The 23,059-nt window shown below is 65.6% G+C and carries 26 protein-coding genes; 14 read left to right on the forward strand and 12 right to left on the reverse strand.

The features are described 5' to 3' along the window. Window positions 1–5 precede the first annotated feature (5 nt). Window positions 6–776, forward strand: a complete 771-nt coding sequence (locus FOY51_RS13330; RefSeq protein ID WP_149430714.1) for a DNA-formamidopyrimidine glycosylase family protein — start codon at window positions 6–8, stop codon at window positions 774–776. A 15-nt stretch (window positions 777–791) separates the two neighbouring features. Here FOY51_RS13330 and FOY51_RS13335 read toward each other — a convergent pair whose 3' ends face one another. Then, window positions 792–2,531, reverse strand: a complete 1,740-nt coding sequence (locus tag FOY51_RS13335; RefSeq protein WP_149430715.1) for a glycerol-3-phosphate dehydrogenase/oxidase — start codon at window positions 2,529–2,531, stop codon at window positions 792–794. Window positions 2,532–2,620: 89 nt separating this feature from the next. On the opposite strand from FOY51_RS13335, the gene glpK reads away from it, so the two are divergent. Beyond that, the gene (gene glpK / locus FOY51_RS13340; RefSeq protein WP_149430716.1) at window positions 2,621–4,132 is read left to right on the forward strand and encodes a glycerol kinase GlpK; all 1,512 of its coding nucleotides are present in this window, start codon (window positions 2,621–2,623) and stop codon (window positions 4,130–4,132) included. Here glpK and FOY51_RS13345 read toward each other — a convergent pair. Then, entirely contained in the window at window positions 4,096–4,641 is a 546-nt protein-coding gene (locus FOY51_RS13345) for a type II toxin-antitoxin system prevent-host-death family antitoxin (RefSeq protein WP_149430717.1), read from the reverse strand. The genes glpK and FOY51_RS13345 overlap by 37 nt on opposite strands. 243 nt (window positions 4,642–4,884) lie before the next feature. On the opposite strand from FOY51_RS13345, the gene FOY51_RS13350 reads away from it, so the two are divergent. After that, entirely contained in the window at window positions 4,885–5,343 is a 459-nt protein-coding gene (locus FOY51_RS13350) for a hypothetical protein (RefSeq protein WP_149430718.1), read from the forward strand. Here the strand turns inward: FOY51_RS13350 and FOY51_RS13355 are convergent. After that, entirely contained in the window at window positions 5,325–5,783 is a 459-nt protein-coding gene (locus FOY51_RS13355; RefSeq protein ID WP_149430719.1) for a winged helix-turn-helix transcriptional regulator, read from the reverse strand. The two genes, FOY51_RS13350 and FOY51_RS13355, sit on opposite strands and share 19 nt — an antisense overlap. Before the next feature lie 85 nt (window positions 5,784–5,868). Here FOY51_RS13355 and FOY51_RS13360 point away from each other — a divergent pair, with 85 nt between their 5' ends. Then, window positions 5,869–6,252, forward strand: coding sequence for a PPOX class F420-dependent oxidoreductase (locus FOY51_RS13360; RefSeq protein ID WP_149430720.1), 384 nt, complete (start codon window positions 5,869–5,871; stop codon window positions 6,250–6,252). On the opposite strand, the gene FOY51_RS13365 is transcribed toward FOY51_RS13360, so the two are convergent. Both FOY51_RS13365 and FOY51_RS13370 read right to left on the reverse strand, forming a co-directional pair. Further along, window positions 6,247–7,431, reverse strand: a complete 1,185-nt coding sequence (locus FOY51_RS13365; RefSeq protein ID WP_149430721.1) for an aminotransferase-like domain-containing protein — start codon at window positions 7,429–7,431, stop codon at window positions 6,247–6,249. The genes FOY51_RS13360 and FOY51_RS13365 overlap by 6 nt on opposite strands. Before the next feature lie 63 nt (window positions 7,432–7,494). After that, the gene (locus FOY51_RS13370; RefSeq protein ID WP_149430722.1) at window positions 7,495–8,898 is read right to left on the reverse strand and encodes an NAD(P)H-quinone dehydrogenase; all 1,404 of its coding nucleotides are present in this window, start codon (window positions 8,896–8,898) and stop codon (window positions 7,495–7,497) included. Between the two features lie 122 nt (window positions 8,899–9,020). Here FOY51_RS13370 and FOY51_RS13375 point away from each other — a divergent pair, with 122 nt between their 5' ends. Then, window positions 9,021–9,485, forward strand: coding sequence for a gamma-glutamylcyclotransferase family protein (locus tag FOY51_RS13375; RefSeq protein WP_149430723.1), 465 nt, complete (start codon window positions 9,021–9,023; stop codon window positions 9,483–9,485). Here the strand turns inward: FOY51_RS13375 and FOY51_RS13380 are convergent. Genes FOY51_RS13380 through FOY51_RS13390 form a run of 3 tightly spaced genes read right to left on the reverse strand, consistent with a single transcriptional unit; the run spans window position 9,438 to window position 12,511 of the window. Continuing rightward, complete coding sequence (locus FOY51_RS13380) at window positions 9,438–10,631, reverse strand: M20 family metallopeptidase (protein WP_149430724.1); 1,194 nt, start codon at window positions 10,629–10,631, stop codon at window positions 9,438–9,440. The genes FOY51_RS13375 and FOY51_RS13380 overlap by 48 nt on opposite strands. Continuing rightward, window positions 10,628–11,803, reverse strand: a complete 1,176-nt coding sequence (locus FOY51_RS13385; protein ID WP_149430725.1) for a M20 family metallopeptidase — start codon at window positions 11,801–11,803, stop codon at window positions 10,628–10,630. The genes FOY51_RS13380 and FOY51_RS13385 overlap by 4 nt, the downstream gene beginning before the upstream one ends. Window positions 11,804–11,806: 3 nt before the next feature. Continuing rightward, the gene (locus FOY51_RS13390; RefSeq protein ID WP_149430726.1) at window positions 11,807–12,511 is read right to left on the reverse strand and encodes an enoyl-CoA hydratase/isomerase family protein; all 705 of its coding nucleotides are present in this window, start codon (window positions 12,509–12,511) and stop codon (window positions 11,807–11,809) included. A gap of 27 nt (window positions 12,512–12,538) precedes the next feature. Here FOY51_RS13390 and FOY51_RS13395 point away from each other — a divergent pair, with 27 nt between their 5' ends. Then, window positions 12,539–13,318 carry a purine-nucleoside phosphorylase gene (locus FOY51_RS13395; protein ID WP_149430727.1) on the forward strand — a complete coding sequence of 260 codons (780 nt, stop codon included), beginning with the start codon at window positions 12,539–12,541 and terminating at the stop codon, window positions 13,316–13,318. Further along, window positions 13,315–14,805 carry a phospho-sugar mutase gene (locus FOY51_RS13400; protein ID WP_290367889.1) on the forward strand — a complete coding sequence of 497 codons (1,491 nt, stop codon included), beginning with the start codon at window positions 13,315–13,317 and terminating at the stop codon, window positions 14,803–14,805. Before FOY51_RS13395 ends, FOY51_RS13400 begins: the two co-directional genes overlap by 4 nt. Before the next feature lie 4 nt (window positions 14,806–14,809). On the opposite strand, the gene upp is transcribed toward FOY51_RS13400, so the two are convergent. Then, window positions 14,810–15,433 (reverse strand): uracil phosphoribosyltransferase, encoded by a 624-nt coding sequence (gene upp, locus FOY51_RS13405; protein ID WP_149430728.1) that lies wholly within the window; start codon window positions 15,431–15,433, stop codon window positions 14,810–14,812. 95 nt (window positions 15,434–15,528) lie between these two features. Between upp and FOY51_RS13410 the strand changes: the two genes are divergently transcribed. Genes FOY51_RS13410 through FOY51_RS13430 form a run of 5 tightly spaced genes read left to right on the forward strand, consistent with a single transcriptional unit; the run spans window position 15,529 to window position 19,047 of the window. Beyond that, on the forward strand, window positions 15,529–15,852 hold the full coding sequence (locus FOY51_RS13410; protein WP_149430729.1) for a type VII secretion target: 324 nt from the start codon (window positions 15,529–15,531) through the stop codon (window positions 15,850–15,852). After that, on the forward strand, window positions 15,849–16,997 hold the full coding sequence (locus FOY51_RS13415) for a C40 family peptidase (protein WP_235916296.1): 1,149 nt from the start codon (window positions 15,849–15,851) through the stop codon (window positions 16,995–16,997). Before FOY51_RS13410 ends, FOY51_RS13415 begins: the two co-directional genes overlap by 4 nt. Window positions 16,998–17,053: 56 nt before the next feature. Continuing rightward, a complete protein-coding gene (locus tag FOY51_RS13420; protein ID WP_149430850.1) occupies window positions 17,054–17,398 on the forward strand; it encodes a hypothetical protein in 345 nt (114 codons plus the stop codon). Between the two features lie 11 nt (window positions 17,399–17,409). Beyond that, complete coding sequence (locus FOY51_RS13425) at window positions 17,410–17,700, forward strand: YbaB/EbfC family nucleoid-associated protein (RefSeq protein ID WP_235916297.1); 291 nt, start codon at window positions 17,410–17,412, stop codon at window positions 17,698–17,700. Window positions 17,701–17,748: 48 nt separating this feature from the next. Next, window positions 17,749–19,047 carry a SatS C-terminal domain-containing protein gene (locus tag FOY51_RS13430; protein WP_149430731.1) on the forward strand — a complete coding sequence of 433 codons (1,299 nt, stop codon included), beginning with the start codon at window positions 17,749–17,751 and terminating at the stop codon, window positions 19,045–19,047. A gap of 53 nt (window positions 19,048–19,100) precedes the next feature. Here FOY51_RS13430 and FOY51_RS13435 read toward each other — a convergent pair whose 3' ends face one another. Genes FOY51_RS13435 through FOY51_RS13445 form a run of 3 tightly spaced genes read right to left on the reverse strand, consistent with a single transcriptional unit; the run spans window position 19,101 to window position 21,931 of the window. Further along, on the reverse strand, window positions 19,101–20,201 hold the full coding sequence (locus FOY51_RS13435; RefSeq protein ID WP_149430732.1) for an adenosine deaminase: 1,101 nt from the start codon (window positions 20,199–20,201) through the stop codon (window positions 19,101–19,103). Between the two features lie 36 nt (window positions 20,202–20,237). Continuing rightward, on the reverse strand, window positions 20,238–21,524 hold the full coding sequence (locus tag FOY51_RS13440) for a thymidine phosphorylase (protein WP_149430733.1): 1,287 nt from the start codon (window positions 21,522–21,524) through the stop codon (window positions 20,238–20,240). Beyond that, window positions 21,524–21,931 carry a cytidine deaminase gene (locus FOY51_RS13445; protein WP_149430734.1) on the reverse strand — a complete coding sequence of 136 codons (408 nt, stop codon included), beginning with the start codon at window positions 21,929–21,931 and terminating at the stop codon, window positions 21,524–21,526. The genes FOY51_RS13440 and FOY51_RS13445 overlap by 1 nt, the downstream gene beginning before the upstream one ends. A 227-nt stretch (window positions 21,932–22,158) precedes the next feature. On the opposite strand from FOY51_RS13445, the gene sdhC reads away from it, so the two are divergent. Further along, window positions 22,159–22,560, forward strand: coding sequence for a succinate dehydrogenase, cytochrome b556 subunit (gene sdhC, locus FOY51_RS13450; protein ID WP_149430735.1), 402 nt, complete (start codon window positions 22,159–22,161; stop codon window positions 22,558–22,560). A 5-nt stretch (window positions 22,561–22,565) separates the two neighbouring features. Then, the gene (locus tag FOY51_RS13455) at window positions 22,566–23,057 is read left to right on the forward strand and encodes a succinate dehydrogenase hydrophobic membrane anchor subunit (protein ID WP_149430736.1); all 492 of its coding nucleotides are present in this window, start codon (window positions 22,566–22,568) and stop codon (window positions 23,055–23,057) included. Window positions 23,058–23,059: the final 2 nt, after the last annotated feature.

Genomic DNA, 23,059 nt, shown 5'->3' on the forward strand with positions numbered 1-23,059 from the left:
CACCGATGCCCGAGGGTGACACCGTCTTTCATGCGGCCGAACGGCTGCGCACCGCATTGGTCGGTAAACCGTTGACCCGGTGCGATATTCGCGTTCCGCGCTTCGCAACAGTCGACCTCAGCGGGCGTGCGGTGGACCAGGTGGTGCCGCGCGGCAAGCATCTGTTCATCCGGGTCGGCGATGCCTCGATCCACACCCATCTCAAGATGGAAGGCATCTGGCAAGTGCTCCCACGAGGCGGGCGCTGGCGTCGACCGGCATTCAAGGCGCGAATCGTCCTCGCCAACGACACGTCCGAGGCAGTCGGGTTCGAGATGGGCGTCGTCGAGGTGTTGTCGGCACAGGAGGCCGAGCGTGCGGTGGCGCACCTTGGCCCTGACCTGCTCGGTCCGGATTGGGATGCGAACGAGGCCGTCGAGCGTCTGGCTCGGCACGCCGACATCCCGATCAGCGTCGCCCTGCTCGACCAACGCAATCTCGCGGGTGTCGGAAACGTCTTCGCGAGTGAGACGTGCTTTCAGGCGCGTGTCGACCCACGCACCCACGTGTCCGAGGTTGCGAATCTGGCCGAAGTGGTCGACGTGGCGCACAAACTGCTAACCCTGGCCGCCGCGAAGCCGCCTAGGCAGGAGTTGGTCTACGGCAAGGCCGGGCGGCCGTGTCCACGCTGCGCAACACCGATCATCAGAATCCAGCACGGAGTGGGCGTGTCCGCGGAACGCAACGTCTACCTGTGCCCGCGCTGCCAGTCCGGTCAGCCGACGACTACGACGTAGTCTCAGCGGTACCGCCTACGACGTAGTCGTCAGCGGTACCGGCTCCAGGATGTGGCTCCTCGATTCTGGTGCCGCAACGCGCAATTCGTCTGCCGACTGGTCGTCGGGCTGAGTCTGGGACCGAACCTCGGCGTCCACTCGTGCGTTGTACGTGGAGATCTCGCGCTCGATGTCCGCTTCGTCCCAACCGAGAATCGGTGCGACCAACCGCGCCACCTGCTCCGCGCATCGAGTACCTCGGTGGGCGTACTCGATGGATATTCGGGTTCGCCGAGCCAGTATGTCCTCGAGATGGAGCGCACCCTCTGCAGTCGCCGCGTAGACCACTTCCATCTGCAGGTAGGACGGTGCGTCGGTGAGCGGTTGCAGTAGCTCCGGCTGAGTCTTCGCCAACTCCACCACTTCGTCGATAAGCGAACCGTAGCGATCCAGCAGGTGCTTCACACGGTACGGATGCAGGCCGTAGATCTCGCCGAGATGCAGGGTTTGGTTGACCAGCGCGAAGTAGCCCTCCGCGCCGATCAGCGGCACCTTCCCGGTGATCGACGGCGACACGCGTGCCGGAATGTCTTCGGCCGCAAGGTCTACGGCGTCTTCAGCCATCACGCGGTAGGTGGTGTACTTGCCGCCTGCGATCGCAACCAGACCGGGCGCAACGCGCGCGACGGCGTGCTCGCGCGAGAGCTTCGACGTTTCGTCGCTCTCCCCCGCCAGCAGCGGCCGCAACCCGGCGTACACGCCGTCGATGTCGTCGTGGGTCAGCGGTGTGACAAGGACGTCGTTGACCGTGTCGAGGATGTAGTCGATGTCCGCCTTGGTGGCGGCGGGGTGAGCGAGGTCGAGATTCCAGTCGGTATCGGTGGTGCCGATGATCCAGTGCGTACCCCAGGGAATGACGAAGAGAACCGAGCTTGCGGTGCGCAGGATGATGGCGGCCTCGCTGACGATCCGATCGCGCGGCACCACGATATGCACGCCTTTCGACGCCCGAACCCGGAAGCGACCGCGCTGGTGCGACAGCGCCTGAATTTCGTCGGTCCACACCCCGGTCGCGTTGATCACGACGTTGCTGCGGATCTCGGTGGTGTTGCCGGTCTCCGAATCCTGCACTCGGACACCGGAAACCCGGTCGGCTTCGCGGAGAAACCCGACCACCTGTGTCGAAGTCCGCACCACGGCGCCGTAGAAGGCCGCCGTCCGCGCAACGGACATGGTGTGCCGGGCGTCGTCGACCACGGTGTCGTAGTAGCGAATTCCACCGATCAAGGAGTTGCGCTTCATGCCCGGTGCAAGGCGTAATGCACCCGCTCGTGTCAGATGTTTCTGCGCCGGAACCGATTTCGCGCCGCCGAGCTGGTCGTAGAGCAGCATGCCCGCCGCAATGTACGGGCGCTCCCAGCCGCGATGGGTCAACGGGCACAAGAATTGTTGCGGGCGCACCAGGTGTGGGGCGAGCGTGGTCAGCGACAGCTCGCGCTCGCGCAAGGCTTCTCTGACCAGTCCGAACTCGAGCTGCTCGAGATAGCGCAGGCCGCCGTGGAACATCTTCGACGATCGGCTGGACGTGCCCGACGCGAAATCGCGTGCTTCGACGAGGGCCACCTTGAGCCCGCGGGTCGCGGCGTCGAGCGCAACTCCTGCACCGACGACCCCGCCACCGATCACCACGACGTCGAACTGCTCGGACTTCAGCTGATCCCAGGCCCGGTCACGCTGCTCCGGCCCCAAAAACTGTGACCCTGGCTGTTTCGTCAAAGCGCCAGCTCCTGTCAGTTGTCTACGGGTGCGGTTCCAGGCTAGTAGGTTCATGTCGGAGGCGAGCGAGGCGACGGGAGATCTGCACGGTGACCAGCCAGTACATTGCCGCGATCGATCAGGGCACCACGTCGAGCCGGTGCATGATCTTCGATCACGACGGCCGCGTCGTCGGCACCGGCCAACGGGAGCACGAGCAGATTCTCCCCAGGGCAGGCTGGGTGGAACACGATGCCGAAACCCTGTGGCGCAACACCAGTGCCGTGATCGGCGAGGCGCTGGAGGCGACCGGGCTGGGAGCTGCCGACATCGCTGCTGTCGGCATCACCAATCAGCGCGAAACCACTGTCGTCTGGGATCGAAAAACCGGAAAGCCCGTGTACAACGCGATCGTCTGGCAGGACACCCGGACCGACCGAATCTGCGAAGAATTGGCGGGCGAACACGGCGCGTCGCGCTACCAGAAAACCACCGGGTTGCCACTGTCCACCTACTTCGCAGGTCCCAAGGCCCGATGGATCCTCGACAACGTCGAGGGTGCTCGGCAGCGGGCCGAAGCCGGCGAGCTCTGCTTCGGCACCGTCGACAGCTGGGTGCTGTGGAACCTGACAGGTGGAAAGGCACACGTCACCGACGTCACCAACGCATCACGAACCATGTTGATGGATCTCCGGACGCTGCAGTGGGACAAGCAGATCTGCGCCGACTTCGGCATTCCGACGTCCATGCTTCCGGAGATCCGGAGTAGCTCGGAGGTCTACGGCGAGATCGTGGACGGCCCGCTTGCCGGCGTCTCCGTCGCAGGCATCCTCGGCGACCAGCAGGCCGCAACCTTCGGCCAGGCGTGCCTCTCCCCCGGTGAGGCCAAAAACACCTACGGCACAGGTAATTTCCTGTTGCTCAACACCGGGACGACGCCGGTGGCGAGCGAGCACGGGCTGCTCACCACCGTCTGCTATCGCATCGGCGAGGCCGACGCCGTGTACGCGCTGGAGGGGTCTGTTGCCGTCACCGGATCGCTGGTGCAGTGGCTACGCGACAATCTGGGCCTCATCTCCGATGCGGACGAGGTCGAGCCGCTCGCGTTGACAGTCGAGGACAACGGCGGCGCCTACTTCGTCCCCGCCTTCTCCGGGCTGTTCGCACCGCGGTGGCGCCCGGACGCGCGCGGAGCGATCGTGGGCCTGACGCGCTTCGTCAACAAAGGCCACCTCGCCCGAGCCGCCTTGGAGGCCACAGCTTTTCAGACGCGCGAGGTGATCGAGGCGATGAACGCCGACTCCGACGTCGACCTCACCACGCTCAAGGTGGACGGCGGCATGGTCGTCAACGAGACGCTGATGCAATTCCAGTCCGACATCCTCGATGTCCCCGTCGTGCGGCCTGTGGTCAACGAGACGACTGCGCTGGGAGCGGCTTACGCAGCCGGACTTGCGGTGGGCTATTGGGCGAGCGAAGACGACATCCGCAACAACTGGGCCGAAGACAAGCGTTGGCAACCACAGATGGCGGCGCAGGAACGAGCCCGACGTTTCGGCGAGTGGAACAAGGCCGTCGAACGCACCTACGACTGGGCGTCGACGGATTCTGGTTCGACGTAGCGTTTCAGCGCTGCGAGTCGCTCGATCCAGAACTCGGCGTCCATCGAGTGCGAGACAGCGACGCGTGTCGATCCGTCGACGTCGCTGAGACGGATTGTCACGTCACCTTTGCGATCGCTCCACGACGCCCGGAGCAGCTCAGCGGGAACGACCGCAACCACCTCGCCGCCGTCGCGACTCCATTCGTGGCACAGGTAGCCACCTTCATAGACATCCATCGTGAGCGCCGGCCACCAATCCGAGCGCGCTCGAAAGTTCGTCAGCGCGCGCCACACCGCCGGCCTGTCAGCGGCGATCTCGATCGCGTGCTCCGCCGAAGGCGCCTCGGTTGTGCTGAGTGCGCGCAACTTCTCCAGATCGGCGATCGACACCAGCGCTGCCCCTGGCCTGCCGTTGCGAGTCAGGATGATTCGCTCGCTGCCGTAGGACACACGCGAACACAGTTGGGCCAGCTCGGCCCTCGCTTTGACGAAGGGAACGGTTGTCGAGACGATCGGTGTGCTGGTCATGGACGGACGCTAGCGGCGCCCCCCGACATGTCCTCGGCCGTTGCCTGCGCACCTCTCTCCAGGGTCTCTCCACTCGTCACCTCGAAATCGGTACCGATTGTGCAATCGGTACCGATTTTCGGCACGCGACCGGCTACTTCCAGACCGAACAGCGACCAAAACTACTTGCAATAAGTAACGTTGTCACAATTGCGTCCGAAGTCCCATGCAGCAACGACGACGCACAACAAGGGGGAAGTAAACATGTCCGCACGCACGAAGTTCGCCGCCCGGACCATGGTCATCGGCGCGGTGGCTGCTGCATCAGCAATTGCGGCGAGCGCGACCGCAGCAGCCGCGACGCCCGTTCCGCTGTCACCGATCTACACGATCGGGCACGGCGCTCCGAGCGGTCCCGGCATCTGCGCCGGATCGATAGACGCGACCGCGTATGCGGACACGCCGTCCGAGTACGGCACCAACTCCGTCTCGCTGATAACGCACTTCTTCAGCCTCACACCGATCTGCCTGATCGAGGGAACGCTGACGTGGCACAACCTCGATACCGGCGCCACCGGAACCAAAGGCTGGGCGCTTTCCGGCCATGACGGCCCCGGCGCACCGACCGCGGTTTATTTCACGCCTGGCGCAGGCAAGGTCGATATCCAGATCACCACGACCACACCGAATATCCCGAGTCGCGGTCAGTTCACCGCGACCTGACCGGGGCCGGGCAGCAGGTCGATGTCGCCTGCGTGCATCGCTTCACCGCACTGCGCGCACCGCAGATCGACCTTGCTGATCTCGCCGCAGGCGTTGTGGCGATAGAGCACCGGTGGCCCCGCGTCGCCTGCCGTCCATTTGTCGCCCCAACCCGCCATCACCATCAGCAGGTCGACCAACTCGGTGCCCTTCTGCGTGAGGTGATAGTCGTAGCGCGGCCTCGCGTCGTAGGGACGGCGTTCCAGCACACCTTCGTCGACCAGGTGGTTCAGCCGCTCGGTGAGAACCTTGCGGGAGATGCCGAGATCAGCTTGCAGTTGGTCGAATCGGTTGAGCCCCACCCATACGTCACGCAGAACCAGTGGCGACCACTGTTCACCGATCACGTCGAGCGTGCGCGCTATCGAGCAGACCATGTCGCCGAAGTTCGTCCGTTGCATGAGGTCGAGTCTAGCAATTGGGGTTCCTTTACGGAACTTCGCATGTTAGGTTCAGCGTCTCTTGAAGGAACCCATTGGAGGACCCATGAACGTCGACTCGACAATCCGCACAGTTCTCGACGGCACACCGATCGCCCATCTCGCTAGCCTGCTGCCGGACGGTGCGCCGCATTCGGTACCGATGTGGATAGGTACGCACGGTGACCGGATCGCAGTACTCACCGGCCCGGACAGCCGAAAGGCCCGCAATCTGCGCAACGATCCTCGCGTCGCGATCTCGCTGACGCCACCGGACAATCCGTTCGAACCGATCGTCGTACGCGGTCGAGTCGTCGAGTGGATCGATGGTGAGCCGGGCTGGGAAATCATCGACCGGATCGCAACCAAATACATCGGAAATGCTTACCCCCGCGACAACGAGCGAGTCGTAGCACTCATCGAACCCGACCACCAATCCGCCGGTTCATGAACGCAAGCGAGCGCCGTGGGCGCAGGCTAGACGTGCTACCGCCTCTTCCAGAACCGAGCCTTCAGAAGTCGTGAAGCACAGCCGCATCGCGTTCTTGTAATCGTTGCCGACTGCGAAAGCCGAACCGGGAACGAAGGCGACGCCCTCGTCCAGTGCTGCAGCGAGCAACGTCTCCGTGTCGGTGCCGTCGCGGAAGTCGAGCCAGCAGAACATTCCGCCGTCGACGTCGGTCGATGCGACGGCGTCACCGAACTCTTTCTGCACTGCACGAGAAAGGGTTTCGGATCGCTCGCGGTAGGCGCTGCGCACATCGCCGAGGTGTGATTCGAGCCAGTCGTCGTCGGCAAGCAGGGTCGCCGCGATGCGCTGGGTCAACGCGGAACCGCACAGGTCGACGCCCTGTTTGATCAATTCGACTGCCCGACAGACATGTTCGGGCGCCTGCAACCAACCGGTGCGCAAGGCGGGGGCAAGAATCTTGGACGCGCTGGACAGCCTGATCACCCGATCGGAGTGTGCAGCGACAGGCAGCGGCGGCGCGTTGTGGAACCAGATCTCGCCGTACGGATCGTCCTCGATCACCCAGAAGCCGTAGCGGTCAGCCAGTTCCGCGAGGCGGACCCGCCGTTGCGTCGACAGCGAGACGCTTCCCGGATTGTGGAAGTTGCTGACGGTATGGACCACTGTCGGACGGACGCCCGATTCCAGGAGCGCGGAGAGCGCATCGACCGACATGCCGTCGTCGTCGAGCGGCACAGCCTCGATCTGCGCTTCGGCGGTGCGAAACACCTGCAGCGCACCGGTATACGCCGGATCCTCCACGATCACCAACGCCCCGGGGTCGAGGAGCACCTGCGCCAGCAAGCTCAGCGCCTGCTGCGAGCCATGCGTGACAACGATTTCCGACGCGGCGATGGCCCGGCCGAGTCGCTTCGACTCGCGGACGGCGAGAACATCCCGCAGCCCAGCCCATCCTGATGTCTCGGTGTACTGCACCGAACTGGGATCGACGAGTGCGGCGTCGGCGGCGGCCCGAATCCGATCGCGCGGAATCAAGTCCGGGTCGGGCAACCCACCCGCGAGGCTGATGATGTCGGCGCGGGCGGTGATGGTCAGCAGATCGCGAATTGCCGAGCTCTGCAGCCCGTTCAATCGACGGGCCAATGGCGGTGCGTGCATGGCCAACTATCGCACGGCCGTAACCAAAGAATGAAACGTGTTTCTCACATGATGAGAAGGCTGCTAGTCGAGATCGTCGTGTCGCATCAGCTGACGTGCGGCCTCGGTCACCGAACCCGTCAACGACGGGTAGACCGAGAACGTCTGCGCCAGATCGTTGACCGTCAGGTTGTTCTGTACTGCGATCGCGATGGGCAGGATCAGCTCGGATGCGATCGGCGCGACCACGACGCCGCCGATCACCACGCCCGTCGCAGGCCGACAGAAGATCTTGACGAAACCTCGTCGCAGACTCGACATCTTGGCGCGCGGGTTCGTGTTCAAGGGCAGCATCACTGTGCGAGCAGGCACCTCGCCGTCATCGATCGACGCCTGGCTCACACCCACCGTCGCGATCTCCGGGCGGGTGAACACCGCCGACGCGACGGTCTTGAGCTTGATCGGGCTGACCCCCTCGCCCAGTGCGTGATACATCGCGATGCGCCCTTGCATCGCGGCAACCGACGCCAGCGGCAGCAAGCCCGTGCAGTCACCCGCCGCATAGATGCCGGAAACTGTGGTCCGGGAAACCCTGTCCACCTGCAAGAATCCGCTGCGGTCGAGTTCGATGCCCACCTTGTCCAGTCCGAGGCCTGCGGTGTTGGGCGTGGAACCGACAGTCATCAACGCGTGCGATCCCTCGACCGTCTGGCCGTCCGACAACGTGACGACGATGCCGTCACCAGACCGCTTGACCGAGTCGGCTCGGGCGTGTTTCACCAGCTGTACGCCGCGCTCGGCGAACGCGTCCTCCAGGACCAGCGCCGCGTCGGCATCCTCGTGCGGCAGCACCCGGTCTCGACTGGACACCAGCACCACCTCGACACCCATCTCGGTGTATGCCGAGACGAACTCCGCACCGGTGACACCGGAGCCGACCACCACCAGCTTGGTCGGCAATTCGTCGAGGTCGTAGAGCTGGCGCCAGTTCAGGATCCGGTCGCCGTCGGGCTCGGCACCGGGGAGGACGCGGGGGCTGGCGCCGGTGGCGATGAGCACCACGTCGGCGTCGAGGATCCGCTCTTCGCCGTCGGCCAACGTCGCGCGCAGTTGATGCGCGGCCATGCCGAGCACGGGGTCGGCAAGCTCCGCCTTGCCGGACAACAACTGCACGCCCACCGTCTGCAGGCGGGCACGGATATCCGACGACTGCGCCTGCGCCAGGCTCTTGACGCGCGAATGGATCTGCGGCAGCGAGATGAGTGCCTGCTCGGGATCGAGGTTGATGCCGAGATCGTTCGCGCGACGCAGGTCGGTACGCACACCGGTGGACGCGATGAACGTCTTCGACGGCACGCAGTCGAACAGCACGCACGCACCACCGATGCCGTCCGAGTCGACGAGAGTCACCGTGCCCCCGTGCTGCGCTGCCACCAGCGCCGCCTCGTAGCCCGCTGGTCCACCACCAACGATCACGATCCGGGTCATCGGTCCTCCTCTTCGCTCATTCTTTCGGATGTACCAGTCTGGGATCCCAATTCGGGTCCTACGCTATTCGAGGAGGCCGGGCCGTGCACCGCAAGGTTCCCCTTCGCGTTAGGCTGGCCGCCGTGCCGATTTATGCCGCTTACGGGTCGAACATGGATCCCGAGCAGATGCTCGAGCGATGCCCACACTCGCCGATGTCGGGAACCGGCTGGCTGGACGGTTGGCGGCTGACCTTCAGCGGCGGGGACATCGGCTGGGAGGGTGCGCTGGCGACTGTCGTCGAAGAACCCGGATCCAAGGTGTTCGTCGTTCTCTACGACGTCTCGGTCGAAGACGAGCAGCGCCTCGATCGGTGGGAGGGCTCCGAACTGGGCATCCACCGCAAGATCCGGTTGCGTGTCCGAACCGACGGTGCCCCGGTTCTCGCGTGGCTGTACACGCTCGACGCCTACGAGGGCGGTCTACCGTCGGCTCGCTACCTCGGCGTCATGGCCGATGCGGCCGAAGTTGCCGGTGCGCCTGCCGAATACGTACGCGACCTACGAACCCGGAACAGCCGAAACGTCGGCCCCGGCACCTTCGGCTGACGCCAGCACCAGGTTCGCCATCACCCGAACGCCGACCGCAAGCGCGCGTTCGTCCAGATCGAACATCGGCTGATGAATGTCGCGTTGTGCGCCGTCGCCGGACCACACACCGAGTCGTGCCATCGCTCCGGGCACTTCTTCGAGGTACCACGAAAAGTCCTCGCCACCACCGGATTGCTGCGTGTCCGCCAGCGCATCAGGACCCAACGTGCGGATGGCGTCTTCGAAGATCCGCGTCGAATGCTCGTCGTTGACCACAGGTGGGACGCCCCGGCGATAGTTGAGCTCGTATCGCACGCCGGTGGGGGCCAACAAGCCGTGCACGATCTCGCGAACCAGCGGCTCCAGCAGACCCCAGGTGTCGTGGTCGCCGGTCCGCACCGTTCCGGTCAGCATCCCCGTCTGCGGGATGGCGTTCGCCGCCTTACCCGCGCTGACCGCGCCCCACACCATGACGGTGCTGGTCCGTGGATCGATTCGACGGCTCAGCATGCCGGGCAGACCGGTGATCACCGTTCCGATGGCGTAGACCAGGTCGGTGGTCAGGTGCGGTCGCGACGTGTGCCCACCCGGTGAGTCGAGCACCAATTCGACGGTGTCGGCCGCCGAGGTGATCGCGCCGACTCTGATGCCGATGCGCCCCACCTCGAGTCGAGGGTCGCAATGCAGGGCGAAAATTCGCGAGACGCCGTCCATGGCACCGGTTGCGACGACATCGATCGCACCACCCGGCATGACTTCCTCGGCAGGTTGGAAGACGAACCGAACGCCGACCGGCAACGACGGCTGTTCCGCGAGGGCCAGCGCGGTCGCAAGAAGAATCGTGGTGTGCGCGTCGTGGCCGCAGGCGTGCGAGACGCCGGGCACCGTGGACGTGTAGGTGGCTCCGGTGAACTCTTGCAGCGGCAATGCATCCATGTCTGCGCGCAGGCCGACCCGTGGGCCTTCGGGGCCGATGTCGCAGGTCAATCCGGTTCCATTGGGCAGAACCTTCGGCGACAGACCGGCCGCCGTCAGCTTCGCAGCGACGAACTCGGTAGTGGCGTACTCGTTGCGCGCGAGCTCAGGGTTGGCGTGAATATGCCTACGCCACTTGACGATATCGTCGGCGTGCGCGGCGAGCCACGGCTCGACGAAGTCGTTCATCGCCGACGCTCCACACCGTCGAGCAGGCGATCGCGCTGCGCGGCGTCGGTTGCAGCACGCGCTGCGGTTCGAGCGAGCGCGATAGCTCCGTCGACGACGGCCCGATCGGCGGAGGCGTTCACGCTCGCGGCGGCAAACGCCGGTTGATGCGTGACAGAGCCTTCCGAATCGATACCGATGACGGGGTGAATTCCGGGGAGCACGTTGGTGACGTTACCCATGTCCGTACTGCCCAGCGGACGTGATCCTTCCAATTCGCGTGCAACCGGTTCCCGGCCCATCGCGATCACCTCTGCCCGATAGGACTCGGTCAGCCAGGAATCCGGTGTCAGCTCGGTGTACGTGGGCGACACGGTTCGGATTTCGTGGGTGCAACCGGTCGCCAACGCACCCGCCGCGAAACAGGCGGACGCGCGCTCGGTGAGATCGGCCAGCGAGGCCGCCGTGGTCGCGCGCAGGTAGTACAGCATTTCGGCGCTGGCAGGGACGATGTTCGGTGCCGTTCCGCCGTCGCTGACGAATCCGTGCATCTGCTGGCCGGGTGCCAGATGCTGGCGCAGCAATCCGAGGCCTACCTGCGCGACGGTTGCCGCATCGGCGGCGTTGCGCCCGTATTCCGGTGCCGCCGACGCGTGCGCGGCCCGTCCGGTGAAGGTGATGCCGATGTCGGCCAACGCCAGCGAGCTGGCGCCGACGATGTCGAACGGCCCTGGATGCACCATCAGCGCAGCTGCGACACCGTCGAAAGCACCACGTTCGAGCATCAGCACCTTGCCGCCGCCACTCTCCTCGGCAGGTGTGCCGATCACCCGCACGGTGATGCCGAGCTCATCGGCGAACTCGGCGAGAGCCAGCCCCGTGCCGACGGCGGACGCGGCAATGATGTTGTGCCCGCAGGCATGCCCGATGCCGGGCAGCGCGTCGTACTCGGCGCAGACGGCGAGCACCAACTCGCCGCTGCCGTAGGTCGCATCGAACGCCGTCGGCAGGTCGGCGATACCGACCTCGACGCCGAATCCCTTCTGCGCCAACCGTTCGACGATCTTCGCGACGCTGGCGGTCTCCTCGAAGGCAAGCTCCGGCTCGGCGTGGAGGGAATGCGACAGAGCGATCAAATCGGGCGTGGCCGCCCTGACCACCGAGTCCACATCCGGAATGTCCACGCCGGTCATGGGTCAGCCCTGCGCGAAGGCGAGATTCGACTCGTCGGTCTTCACGGCCAGACCGGCGAGGGCGTCGGCGTGGATGGCGCGCTTGATGCCTGCAAGGTTCTGCCCCTGGGTGCCCACCAACTCCGCTGCCCGCGCGACCGCGGTGGACAACACGGCGTCCTCGTCGGCGACGGCGTCGACGATCCCCGCGGCCAGCGCGTCGGCCGCACCCCATCGACGACCCGTCGTCATGGACGCGACGGCGTTCTGGTTGCCGAGCCGGTTGGTGATCAGCGCCGACATACCGACGGTGAACGGCATGTTGAGGTTGATCTCGGGGAGGCAGTAGAAACCACGGTCGGCGCGCATCACCCGGAAATCGTGCGAGGTCGCCAACATGGCGCCCGCACCGAACGCGTGGCCGTTCACCGCGGCAACGGTGGCCGCCGGGAAGGTGAGCAATCGCGTGAAAAGGGTGTGCACCCGGTCGAGATAGCCGTGCATCTGGTCGAAATTGCCGAACAGCCAGTCGGTATCGAGACCGTTGCTGAAGAACTTGCCCGTCGACGTCGTCACCAGCGCCTTGGGGCCACTGTGGGCCTCTACTTCGTCCAACTTGGCGTGGACCTCGTCGATGAAGTCGGGATGAAAGCGGTTTTCACTGTCGGTCTCACCTTGCGTACCGAGGTAGAGAACGAAGACGTCGCCGTTGCGATCGAGGAATGGCATACGGGAAGAGTAACTAGTGTCCTTGTCATGCAAGCGACCCAGGCAGCCGCCGACATTGCCGATCACACCGGAGTTTCCGAGCACCGAGTCGCAGTGATTCTCGGATCGGGGTGGCAGGAGGCCGCGACCCAGTTCGGGCAGCCGCGGGCAAAGATCCCGATGGCCGAATTACCCGGGTTCGCGACGCCGACCGCCGAGGGCCACGGTGGGACGATTCTGTCGGTCGAAGTCGCAGGTACCCATGCGTTGTTGATGATGGGCCGCAATCATCTCTACGAGGGCTACGAGCCCAGCCAGGTCGTCCATCCTGTGCGCACCGCTGTCGCCGCCGGGGCCGAGGTGGTGATCCTCACCAACGCCGCCGGTGGCATCGGCGCCGGCCTGCAGGTCGGCGATGCTGTGCTGATCAGCGATCACATCAACCTGACGGCACGCACGCCGCTGATCGGGGCACGATTCGTGAACATGGTGGACGCCTACGACCCCGAATTGCGCGACATCGCGCGCATCGTCGATCCGTCCCTGACCGACGGCGTCTATGCCGGACTCATCGGACCGCAGTACGAGACGCCCGCCGAGATCGCCATGCTGCGTGCGATGGGTGCGGATCTGGTCGGGATGTCCACGGTGCTCGAGACCATCGCCGCCCGCTCGCTCGGTGTTCGCGTGCTCGGACTGTCGTTGGTCACCAACCTGGCTGCAGGCGTCACAGGAGAGGCGCTGAGCCACGAGGAGGTTCTGGCAGAGGGCAAGGCGGCTGGACCACGGATCGGCGCCCTGCTGCGCGATGTGGTGGCGCGGCTGTGAGCCCGTTGCGGTTCGGCACCGCGGGCATTCGGGGGCCGATCGGCGATGGCCCCGACGACATGAACGTCGACGTCGTCGTTCGGACCACTGCCGGGCTCGCCGCCTGGCTGCGCGAGCGTTGCCTGGGCGGCGGCGTGGTCGTCGTCGGGCACGACGCGCGCCACGGTTCCGCCGAATTCGCGAAGGCTGCCACGGAAGTACTTGCCGGCGCGGGCTTCTCGGTCACCGCACTGCCGAGACCGCTGCCGACGCCGGTGACCGCATTCGCAGTACGTGCGTTGGATGCCGTTGCGGGCGTGCAGATCACGGCGTCGCACAACCCGGCGACCGACAACGGCTACAAGGTCTACCTCTCCGGTGGCGCACAACTGATAGCGCCCGCGGACCGCGAAATCGAGCAATTCATCGATCGCGTTCCTGCGCTCGAGATGCTGCCGCGTGCCGTCGTCGAACCGGTGGGTGACGACCTGACGCAGCGCTACATCGACCGCGTCGCCTCGCTCCCCCACGGATCGCTACGAGGCCTGCGTATCGCCTTGACCGCGTTGCACGGAGTCGGCGGGGATACCGCTGTCGCTGCCCTGCGCGCAGCGGGCTTCACCGACATCCACACGGTTGCTTCACAATTCGATCCCGACCCCGACTTTCCGACCGTCCCGTTCCCCAACCCCGAGGAACCCGGAGCCACGGACGCAGTGCTGTCACTCGCAGCCGACGTGAAGGCCGACCTCGCCATCGCGTTGGATCCCGATGCCGATCGGTGCGCACTCGGCGTGCCGACCGACGACGGCTGGCGCATGCTGCGAGGCGACGAAACCGGGCCGCTGCTCGGCGATCACGTGCTGTCCCGTGCGAAGCCGGACTCGCTGGTCGCCAGCTCGGTCGTGTCGTCGCGGCTGCTCGCCAAGGTTGCCGCAGCACGCGGTGCCCGGCATGCGGAGACCCTCACCGGCTTCAAATGGCTTGTCCGCGCGGGCGACGGGCTGGTCTACGCCTACGAGGAGGCGATCGGACACTGCGTCGATCCGAACGTGGTGCGCGACAAGGACGGCATCTCCGCCGCGGTGCTCGCCGCCGATCTGACGGCAGGCCTGAAAGCCCAGGGCCGCAGCCTGCTCGACGTGCTCGACGACTACGCGGTGGCATTCGGCCTGCACGCGGGCGATCAGGTGTCGCGGCGCGTCCACGATCTGACCGAGATCGAGGCCACCATGACGCAGTTGCGCTCGTGGCCCCCGGAATCGCTTGCGGGCGAGGCGGTCACGATGACGGATCTACTCGATCGACGCGGGCAGTCCCGCACCGATGCGGTGATCTTCGAGACCGAGCACAGCCGAATCGTCATCCGTCCGTCCGGCACCGAGCCGAAGCTCAAGTGCTACCTGGAAGTGGTCGAACCTGTTTCCGATCACACCGACCTCCCGCGCGCTCGCGCTGCGGCCGAGCAGCGACTCGTCGAGCTCCGCGAGTTCTGCAGCGAGCTGTAGCGAGCTACCGCGGCCCGAACTGCCGATCACCCGCGTCGCCGAGCCCGGGCACGATGAAGGCGTCGTCGTTGAGGCCGTCGTCGACGGTTGCGGCGACGAGTCGCACCGGGAGGCCCGAATCGGCAAGGGCACGAATGCCTTCCGGCACCGCGACCACGCAGACGGCGGTGACGTCGGTAGCACCGCGGGCGACCAGCAATTCGATGGTGTGCTTCATCGAACCACCGGTGGCCAGCATCGGATCGAGGACGTAGACAGGTACGCCCGCCAGGTCGTCGGGGAGGGATTCCATGTACGGCACCGGCTGATGGGTCTGCTCGTCGCGGGCCATCCCTACGAAGCCGACGCGCGATTGCGGGATCAGCGCACTGGCCTGCTCCACCATGCCGAGGCCGGCGCGCAGCACCGGAACCAACAGCGGCGGCGTCGCGATGCGGACGCCTCTGGCCACCGCAACCGGCGTCTGGACGTCGAACTCTTCGATCGGCGCGTCGCGAATGGCCTCGTAGATCAACATGCGGGTGAGTTCGCGAAGGGCGTTGCGGAACGTGGCGTTGTCCGACCGTTCGTCGCGCATCGTGGTGAGCAGCGCGGCGGCGAGTGGATGTTCGACAACGTGGGTGTCCATGGGGGAAAGAATAAATGGCAGGGCCCGGATGGAACCGTTTCACCCCGATGAGCGTCGAACAATCTGACGGCACAAATCGACTTGGGGGCGATCGCATGAGTGGGTTCTCCGCGGAGATCGCCGCCATCCATGCCTATGGGGGAACGGCAGCGACGATGGCGAGCGAGCTGGCAGCGGCAGGTGCCGGCACCGCTGCGGCGGGCCCGGTGCTGCTCGGGCCGGTATTCGGGCTGATCGGCGGCGATTTCGTCGCCGCGTTCGGCACCGCACATGCCGCTCATGTGAATTCGATGGGCGCGTTGTCCGGTGTGCTCGGCAGCATGAGCGAGGCGGCGGTGGCGTCGGCGCTGTCCTACGACTCGACCGACGGCGCCAACGCCGCGAGTCTGGGCGCGGCGGGAATCGGGGTGTCGGCGTGATCGCTGTCGAGGCCCTGGCACAGCCCATCATCGAACTGTTGAAGAGCTTCGGCAGCGGGACGATGCCCGCGGACGGCCCCGCCGATGCCCTGCGCATGTCGTCGGCCGCAATCGACTCGGTGCATTCGCTCGGACGCGCCGGGATCAGCGATCTGGGTGGCGCATGGGCGGGTGACGCCGCTGATGCCGCGGTGGCGAAGGCACAGCAGGCGCAAGGGTCCGCCGTGGCGATCGCCGACCGCGGCACCGCCATCGCGGACGTGGTCCACCAGGCGTCGGAAGACGTCAAGGCCGGAATGGTCGAGTTGGAGGGCATTCTGCAGTCGTTCATCTCGATTGCGGTTGCCGCCGGGCCTGCGCTGGCAACGCCGCCAGGCCAGTTGATGATCATCGCAGCGGCACTCGACCACTTGAGTCGCGCGCTGGCCGTCGTTGCGAAAGTACGCGGCCAGCTCAGCGCGCACACGGCGGCGATGACCGGGCTGGTTGCACCGTCCGACACGCCTGACCAGGCACGACCGGCCGCGACACATGCGGCGGGCGTCGGCCCATCGGTCGATCCCGTTGGGGCCCTGCATGATGTGGGATCGAAGTTCGGCAGCGCATTCGGCCAATCGGCGGGACAACCCTCCTTCGCCGGCCTGATGCCGAGCGGCGGGGGTGGCGGGTCGCCCGGCCGATCCGCGCCGCCGACATCGGGCTCCAGCACGGGATCGGGTTCCAGCTCAGGATCGGGAAAGTTCGACGGGAAGGGAGTGGAGATCACATTGCCTGACGGCAGTACAGCAACAGCACCCAACGAAGAGGCGGCCACCGCGGTGCGCGCCGCGTTGAGTCAGCAGGGTGTCCCCTACGTCTGGGGTGGTACGTCGCCCGGGCAGGGGCTCGACTGCAGCGGTCTCACCCAGTACGCGTATCACGAAGCAGGCCTGGACATCCCACGTCTGGCACAGGATCAGAGCGTCGGAACGCCGGTGGCCGCGGGCAACGTGATGCCCGGCGATCTGGCGGTGTGGGACGGGCACGTCGCCATGGTGATCGGCAACGGCCAACTGGTGGAGGCCGGTGATCCGGTGGAGGTCGGGCCGATCCGCACCAGCAACAGCGGCATGGCGTTCCACGGCTTCTTCAGGCCTTCGGTATGACCGGGCCAGGCATGACCGGGCCAGGCATGACCGGGCCGGACATGACGGGGCCGCGCATGACCGGGCCAGAGCAGCCCGCCAACGTGACCATGGTGACCAGCACCAATCGTGCGGGCACCATTTCGGTCCGCGCGACCGATCAAGGCCTGCCCGTCGACGTGCGCATCGACAAGCGGGAGTTGCGCTTCGGCGCCCAAGCCTTGGCGGACGAGGTATTGCGCCTGTGCCAGCGGGCGGCGGTCGAAGCTCGCGCTCGCAGACGCGACGAGCTCGCCGCCGCGGGCGTCCCACCCGACGTGCTCGATCGTCTCGGCCTGCCGACGCGCGACGTCGCCGACGCGCGGTACGACGCCGACGAAGAACAAGACACTGCCCCTACCAGCTGGATGCGACCGATATGAGCGGAGACGACATGGACGCACTCGTCGAGGCGGCCAACGCAAAGCTCGAGCACCTGGAGACGTCGCTCGGTGCCCTACAACAGATCCGTGCGCGATTCGCCACCAAGGACGGCGCGGTGACCGCCGAGGTCGACGGCAACGGCGCGCTGACCGGGCTCTGGCTCGACGAGTCGATCTCCGAGATGTCGGCCAAAGACGTGAGCAAGCTGATCACCTGGGCCAGCCATCAGGCTGCCCAGTTGACGGGTGTGGAACGGGGAAAGATTCTCGAAAGCCTCAATTCGACCTTCCGAGCGCCGTGAACGCGGGCCGAATAGTGCCGGCGGAACTCTGTCGATAGGCTTCCGGCCATGGCAGCTGGTGACATCGTTCCGATCGAGCTCGGACTGACCGACGGCGATCTGGTGACCCTGTGGGCACCTCGCTGGCGTGAAGGCGACGACGAATGGGAGGCGTTCCTCGGACACGAGGACGACCTGTACGGCTTCGAATCGATCGCCGAGCTCGCGGCTTTCATTCGCACCGACGATGACAACGACCTGGTGGAGCACCCATCGTGGAACGTCGTGTCGGCACTGTCGGCAGCCGAATTGGAGCCGGACGAGAACTTCTGCTTCGACCTGGTCGGCGTGCCGGAGCTGGCGGCGAGCGATCCCGATGCGGACACCGTCACCGAGCTCGAGGACACCCTCAATATGGTTCGCAACATCGGCGAGGTGTGCGAGCTGGACAAGGTGATCCGCTTCTTCAGCAACAATCCGATTCTCGGTGCCCTGCCCGGCGGCGTGAACGCCTTCGGCGGCCGCGAGGGCGAGGCACTGTGGGATCAGATCGGTTCGGCCATTTCGAAGGACTGGGATCAGGTGCTGGACGCGATCGACACGATCGTGAAGACGCCGGACGTCGACAAGTCGGCGATCGCCGTTGCCGAGGCCGAGCTGCTCGCGGCCGGTGAGAACACCGTCGATGCCGACGACGTCGCCGACGAGTCCGATGACGACGAAGACCACGATGCGGACGAGACCGCCGTCGGTGCCGCGGGCGCTGCCGCGGTCGGCGCGGATGCCGACGACGAGGACGATCTCGATGACGAGGAGGACGATTCCTTCTGGCACGCAGTGGGAATCGACCCGATCAAGATCATCACCAGTGCGCAGACGTACTACACGCTGCGCTGCTACCTCGACGACGATCCGATCTTCCTCGGGACCAAGGGTGCGATCACGGTCTTCACCTCGGAGCGGGCGTTGGCGCGCTACCTAGCCGACAACCACGACCACGACCTGTCGAAGGTCAGCACGTACTCCGATGTGCAGACGGCCGCGGTCGACGGTTCGCTCGAGGTCGAGGTGACGGACGAGAACGTCTACGTGCTCACCGGATTGGCCGACGATCTGGCCTCCGGCCCGGACGCCATCGATGCCGAACAGCTCGACCTCGCCGTCGAATTGTTCACCGACGCAGCCGATTACGCCGACGACGATTCGGTGGAGCAGGCGTTGGCCCCCTCCGCCCCGCTGGGCTGGTACGTGTCCTTCGCCTTGAACCCCGATCCGACGCGCATGGCCCCTAGCCCGCCCTTCGACACCGAGGCCGACGCATGGCGTGCCCTGGACCGCGAATTCGAGGCGCGCCTCCAGCCGCGCTGACGCGCCGTGCGTGAAATTGGGTGCCCCAGCACTGAATTTCACTCACAGCGGCGTCAGCCGAGCAGGACCGCGAAACCCGGCTTGATGACGTCGTCGATGATCTGCAGCCGCTCGGGGAACGAGATGAACGACGACTTCATCGCGTTGATCGTGAATCGCTCGAGATCGCTCCAGCCGTAGCCGAATGCCTCGACCAGCGCCAGCATTTCGGCGCTCATCGAGGTGTCGCCCATCAGCCGATTGTCGGTGTTCACGGTGACGCGGAACCGGAGCCGGGCAAGCAGATCGAACGGGTGCTCGGCGACGCTCGGCACCGCACCGGTCTGGACGTTCGAACTCGGGCACAGCTCCAGCGGAATCCGCTTGTCGCGAACGTAATTCGCGAGCAGTCCCAGCGTCGGCGTCCCGTCCGGCCCGACCACGATGTCGTCGGCGATACGCACGCCGTGACCCAACCTATCGGTTCCGCAGAACGCGATGGCCTCGTGGATCGACGGCAGTCCGAACGCCTCACCGGCGTGAATGGTGAAGTGCGCGTTCTGCGTTCGCATGTATTCGAAGGCATCCAGATGCCTGCTGGGTGGGTAGCCCGCCTCGGCTCCTGCGATGTCGAAGCCCACTACTCCCCGATCGCGAAACCGCACTGTCAGCTCGGCGATCTCGCGAGAGCGGGCCGCATGTCGCATAGCCGTGAGCAGGCACACGATTCTGATCGGCTTGCCCGCCGCCGTGGCGTTGTCGGCACCTTCTTCGAACCCCGCCAGCGTGTGCTCGACCACCTCGTCGAGCGTGAGTCCCGCATCCAGATGTTGTTCCGGCGCGAAGCGCACCTCGGCGTAGACCACACCGTCGGCCGCCAGATCTTCGGCGCATTCCCTCGCGACTCGACTCAGCCCGTCCGGCGTCTGCATGACCGCAACGGTGTGCGCGAACGTCTCCAGGTAGCGCTCCAGCGAGCCGCTGTCCGCCGCTTCGTGAAACCAGGTGCCGAGTGCGACCGGGTTGTCGGCGGGCAGCTCGTCGTAGCCGCAGTCAGCGGCCAATTCCAGCACCGTAGACGGGCGGAGGCCGCCGTCCAGGTGATCGTGCAGCAAGGCTTTCGGTGCCTGCCTGATGTTTTCTTCAGTCAACGCTGACGGCCCCGGATACGACATACCTCGACGGTAGCGCGTGCGGTCCAGAAAATGGGCTCAGCAGATCCGATCCAGGATCAGCGAACCGTGTTGCGACGCCACCACATCGGGACCGATCGCCCAACCCCCGTCCAGCGCGGCGGTGGCGTCCGCGAATGCGGCGGGCGTATCGGTGTGCAGCGTCAGCACCGGCTGTCCGACAGTCAGCCGGTCGCCGGGCTTGGCATGCATTTCGACGCCGGCCCCTGCCTGCACCGGATCGCCCTGCCGCGCCCGACCTGCTCCCAACCGCCACGCCGCGAGGCCGACAGCCATCGCATCCAACCTGGTCAGCACGCCGCTCGACCTCGCGGTCAGTGTCTCGCAATGCTGCGCGGTGGGCAAGGATGCGGTGGGATCGCCGCCTTGAGCCGCGATCATCGCCCGCCATCGGTCCATGGCAGAACCGTCGGCCAACCGATCGGCTGGGTCGATGTCGTGGATTCCGGCCGCTGCCAACATCTCCCGAGCCAACGCGAGCGTGAGGTCCACGACATCGGTAGGGCCGCCGCCCGCAAGCACCTCGACCGATTCGGCCACCTCCAGCGCATTGCCCGCTGTCCTACCGAGCGGGGTGTCCATCGCCGTGAGCAGCGCGACCGTCGGCAGGCCTGCGTCGTGGCCGAGTTCCACCATGGCAGTGGCCAGTTCTCGTGCGTCGTCGATGGACTTCATGAACGCACCGGCGCCGACCTTGACGTCGAGGACCAGCGCCCCGGTGCCCTCGGCGATCTTCTTGCTCATGATCGAACTGGCGATCAGCGCAACGGATTCGACGGTGCCCGTGACGTCGCGCAGCGCGTAGAGCCGCTTGTCCGCTGGCGCCAGATCGGCACCCGCCGCACACACGACCGCGCCGATCGCGGGGTCCGCCAGGATTCGCCGCATGCTGTCGCCGTCGAGATCGGCCTGCCAGCCCGGGATCGATTCCAGCTTGTCCAAAGTGCCGCCGGTGTGCCCGAGACCACGGCCGGACAGCTGCGGAACCACGGCACCGCAGGCCGCGACCAGCGGTGCCAACGGGAGCGTGATCTTGTCCCCCACACCACCGGTCGAATGCTTGTCGACGCTGGGTCGCGGCAGATCGGTGAAGTTCATCCGCGTGCCCGAGGCGATCATCGCCGTGGTCCACCGGCTGGTCTCGGCACGATTCAGGCCGCGAAACACGATCGCCATGGCAAGGGCCGACATCTGTTCGTCGGCGACGGTCCCCTTGGTGAAGCCGTCGATCACCCAGTCGATCTGCTGATCCGAGAGCACGTGTCCGTCGCGCTTGGCCGCGATGATCGACGCTGCGTCGGGCATCAGCGCGCCTCGGCGATCCGCGCGAGGTCGTCGGGGCCGAAGGCATCGGGAAGCAACTCGGCGAGCGAGCGGGGACCGGACGCGGTGTCGACAGTCAATTCGGGACCGCCGTGCTCGAACAACAGTTGCCTGCATCGGCCGCACGGCATCAAGATTGCGCCGCGAGCATCGCAGCACGTGAATGCGACCAATCGTCCACCGCCGCCGGAATGGAGGTTACCCACCAGTACGCATTCGGCACACAGCCCTAAACCGTATGAGACATTCTCCACATTGCATCCGACGACAATTCGGCCGTCATCGACTAGCGCCGCCGCACCGACAGGGAACCGAGAATAGGGCGCGTAAGCACGCTGCGAAGTCTCGTATGCACTGTCCCGCAATAATTTCCAGTCTGTTTCCACCATGTGACACACCCCTGTCCGGCGTCCGCATTCGTTGCTACTACCTGATCGGCACCGCTCGACAACAATTGGAAAGGCAAACCTAAGAACGCTTTTCCGGCGCCAACGAACGGTAAGTCGAACTAGTTCCCCCTCACAGGGAGGTTTACAGTTCAACACGAGTCGGTCCGTGTACTCGGCGGGCCGGAGATTCGACGAGTTCACCAGTCACGTTGGAGGCGTAGCACTCGATGAGTAGCACGACGGAAACCGCTCCGGCAAAGGAGCCAACGCGGTCCCTGTATCGGGGTGACCCGGGCATGTGGTCCTGGGTATTGCATCGGATCACCGGGGTCACCGTTTTCTTCTTCCTCTTCGTCCATGTGCTGGATACCGCACTGGTACGGGTGAGTCCCGATGCGTACGACCACGTCGTCGCCACCTACAAGAATCCGCTCGTCGGGCTGATGGAACTCGGCCTCACCGCGGCCGTCCTCTACCACGGTCTCAACGGTATTCGCGTGATGCTGGTGGACTTCTGGTCAAAGGGACCCAAGTACCAGCGGCAGATGCTGTGGGTGATCCTCGCGATCTGGTTCGTCGTGATGATCCCCGGCGCAGGCCGAATCTTCTACCACATGTTTGTGAGCTGACGGCGATGACTACCGAAGCACAGAATCATTCGGGGCGCTCCGCGGGCTCCGCGCCCGTCCTGGGAACGTCCTACGACCGCCCCGCCAGCCTGGACAACCCGCGCTCGCCGCGGCGTGCGTCGCGCGGCAACTTCGAGCTCTACGCATGGCTGTTCATGCGTTTCTCCGGCCTGGCGCTGATCGTCCTCGTCCTGGGCCACCTGTTCATCATGCTGATGCTCGACGACGGCGTGCACCGCATCAACTTCGCCTTCGTGGCAGGCCGCTGGTCCAGCCCGTTCTGGCAGTTCTGGGATCTGACCATGCTGTGGCTAGCTCAGCTGCATGGCGGCAACGGCCTGCGCACCATCATCTCGGACTACGCACGCAAGGACTCGACGCGGTTCTGGCTGAACACCGTCCTGGTGCTGTCGATGATCCTGATCATGGGCCTCGGCACCTACGTCATCTTCACCTTCGATCCCAATATCGGCAACGCGGTCGCTGGGGGGAATTGAGC

This window comes from Antrihabitans cavernicola, assembly GCF_008297975.1.
GTDB classification, from domain to species: domain Bacteria; phylum Actinomycetota; class Actinomycetes; order Mycobacteriales; family Mycobacteriaceae; genus Antrihabitans; species Antrihabitans cavernicola.

Bases quoted from the DNA above. Each gene is read 5' to 3' on its own strand.
- FOY51_RS13430 (WP_149430731.1), top strand. From the start codon at position 17,749: ATGGCAGCTGGTGACATCGTTCCGATCGAGCTCGGACTGACCGACGGC.
- FOY51_RS13410 (WP_149430729.1), top strand. From the start codon at position 15,529: ATGAGTGGGTTCTCCGCGGAGATCGCCGCCATCCATGCCTATGGGGGA.
- FOY51_RS13355 (WP_149430719.1), bottom strand. From the start codon at position 5,783: ATGCAACGGACGAACTTCGGCGACATGGTCTGCTCGATAGCGCGCACG.
- FOY51_RS13440 (WP_149430733.1), bottom strand. From the start codon at position 21,524: ATGCCCGACGCAGCGTCGATCATCGCGGCCAAGCGCGACGGACACGTG.
- FOY51_RS13330 (WP_149430714.1), top strand. From the start codon at position 6: ATGCCCGAGGGTGACACCGTCTTTCATGCGGCCGAACGGCTGCGCACC.
- FOY51_RS13370 (WP_149430722.1), bottom strand. From the start codon at position 8,898: ATGACCCGGATCGTGATCGTTGGTGGTGGACCAGCGGGCTACGAGGCG.
- FOY51_RS13350 (WP_149430718.1), top strand. From the start codon at position 4,885: ATGTCCGCACGCACGAAGTTCGCCGCCCGGACCATGGTCATCGGCGCG.
- sdhC (WP_149430735.1), top strand. From the start codon at position 22,159: ATGAGTAGCACGACGGAAACCGCTCCGGCAAAGGAGCCAACGCGGTCC.
- FOY51_RS13395 (WP_149430727.1), top strand. From the start codon at position 12,539: ATGCAAGCGACCCAGGCAGCCGCCGACATTGCCGATCACACCGGAGTT.
- FOY51_RS13345 (WP_149430717.1), bottom strand. From the start codon at position 4,641: ATGACCAGCACACCGATCGTCTCGACAACCGTTCCCTTCGTCAAAGCG.
- FOY51_RS13455 (WP_149430736.1), top strand. From the start codon at position 22,566: ATGACTACCGAAGCACAGAATCATTCGGGGCGCTCCGCGGGCTCCGCG.
- FOY51_RS13420 (WP_149430850.1), top strand. From the start codon at position 17,054: ATGACCGGGCCAGAGCAGCCCGCCAACGTGACCATGGTGACCAGCACC.
- FOY51_RS13445 (WP_149430734.1), bottom strand. From the start codon at position 21,931: ATGGTGGAAACAGACTGGAAATTATTGCGGGACAGTGCATACGAGACT.
- FOY51_RS13435 (WP_149430732.1), bottom strand. From the start codon at position 20,201: ATGTCGTATCCGGGGCCGTCAGCGTTGACTGAAGAAAACATCAGGCAG.
- upp (WP_149430728.1), bottom strand. From the start codon at position 15,433: ATGGACACCCACGTTGTCGAACATCCACTCGCCGCCGCGCTGCTCACC.
- FOY51_RS13380 (WP_149430724.1), bottom strand. From the start codon at position 10,631: ATGAACGACTTCGTCGAGCCGTGGCTCGCCGCGCACGCCGACGATATC.
- FOY51_RS13425 (WP_235916297.1), top strand. From the start codon at position 17,410: ATGGACGCACTCGTCGAGGCGGCCAACGCAAAGCTCGAGCACCTGGAG.
- FOY51_RS13365 (WP_149430721.1), bottom strand. From the start codon at position 7,431: ATGCACGCACCGCCATTGGCCCGTCGATTGAACGGGCTGCAGAGCTCG.
- FOY51_RS13360 (WP_149430720.1), top strand. From the start codon at position 5,869: ATGAACGTCGACTCGACAATCCGCACAGTTCTCGACGGCACACCGATC.
- FOY51_RS13385 (WP_149430725.1), bottom strand. From the start codon at position 11,803: ATGACCGGCGTGGACATTCCGGATGTGGACTCGGTGGTCAGGGCGGCC.
- FOY51_RS13390 (WP_149430726.1), bottom strand. From the start codon at position 12,511: ATGCCATTCCTCGATCGCAACGGCGACGTCTTCGTTCTCTACCTCGGT.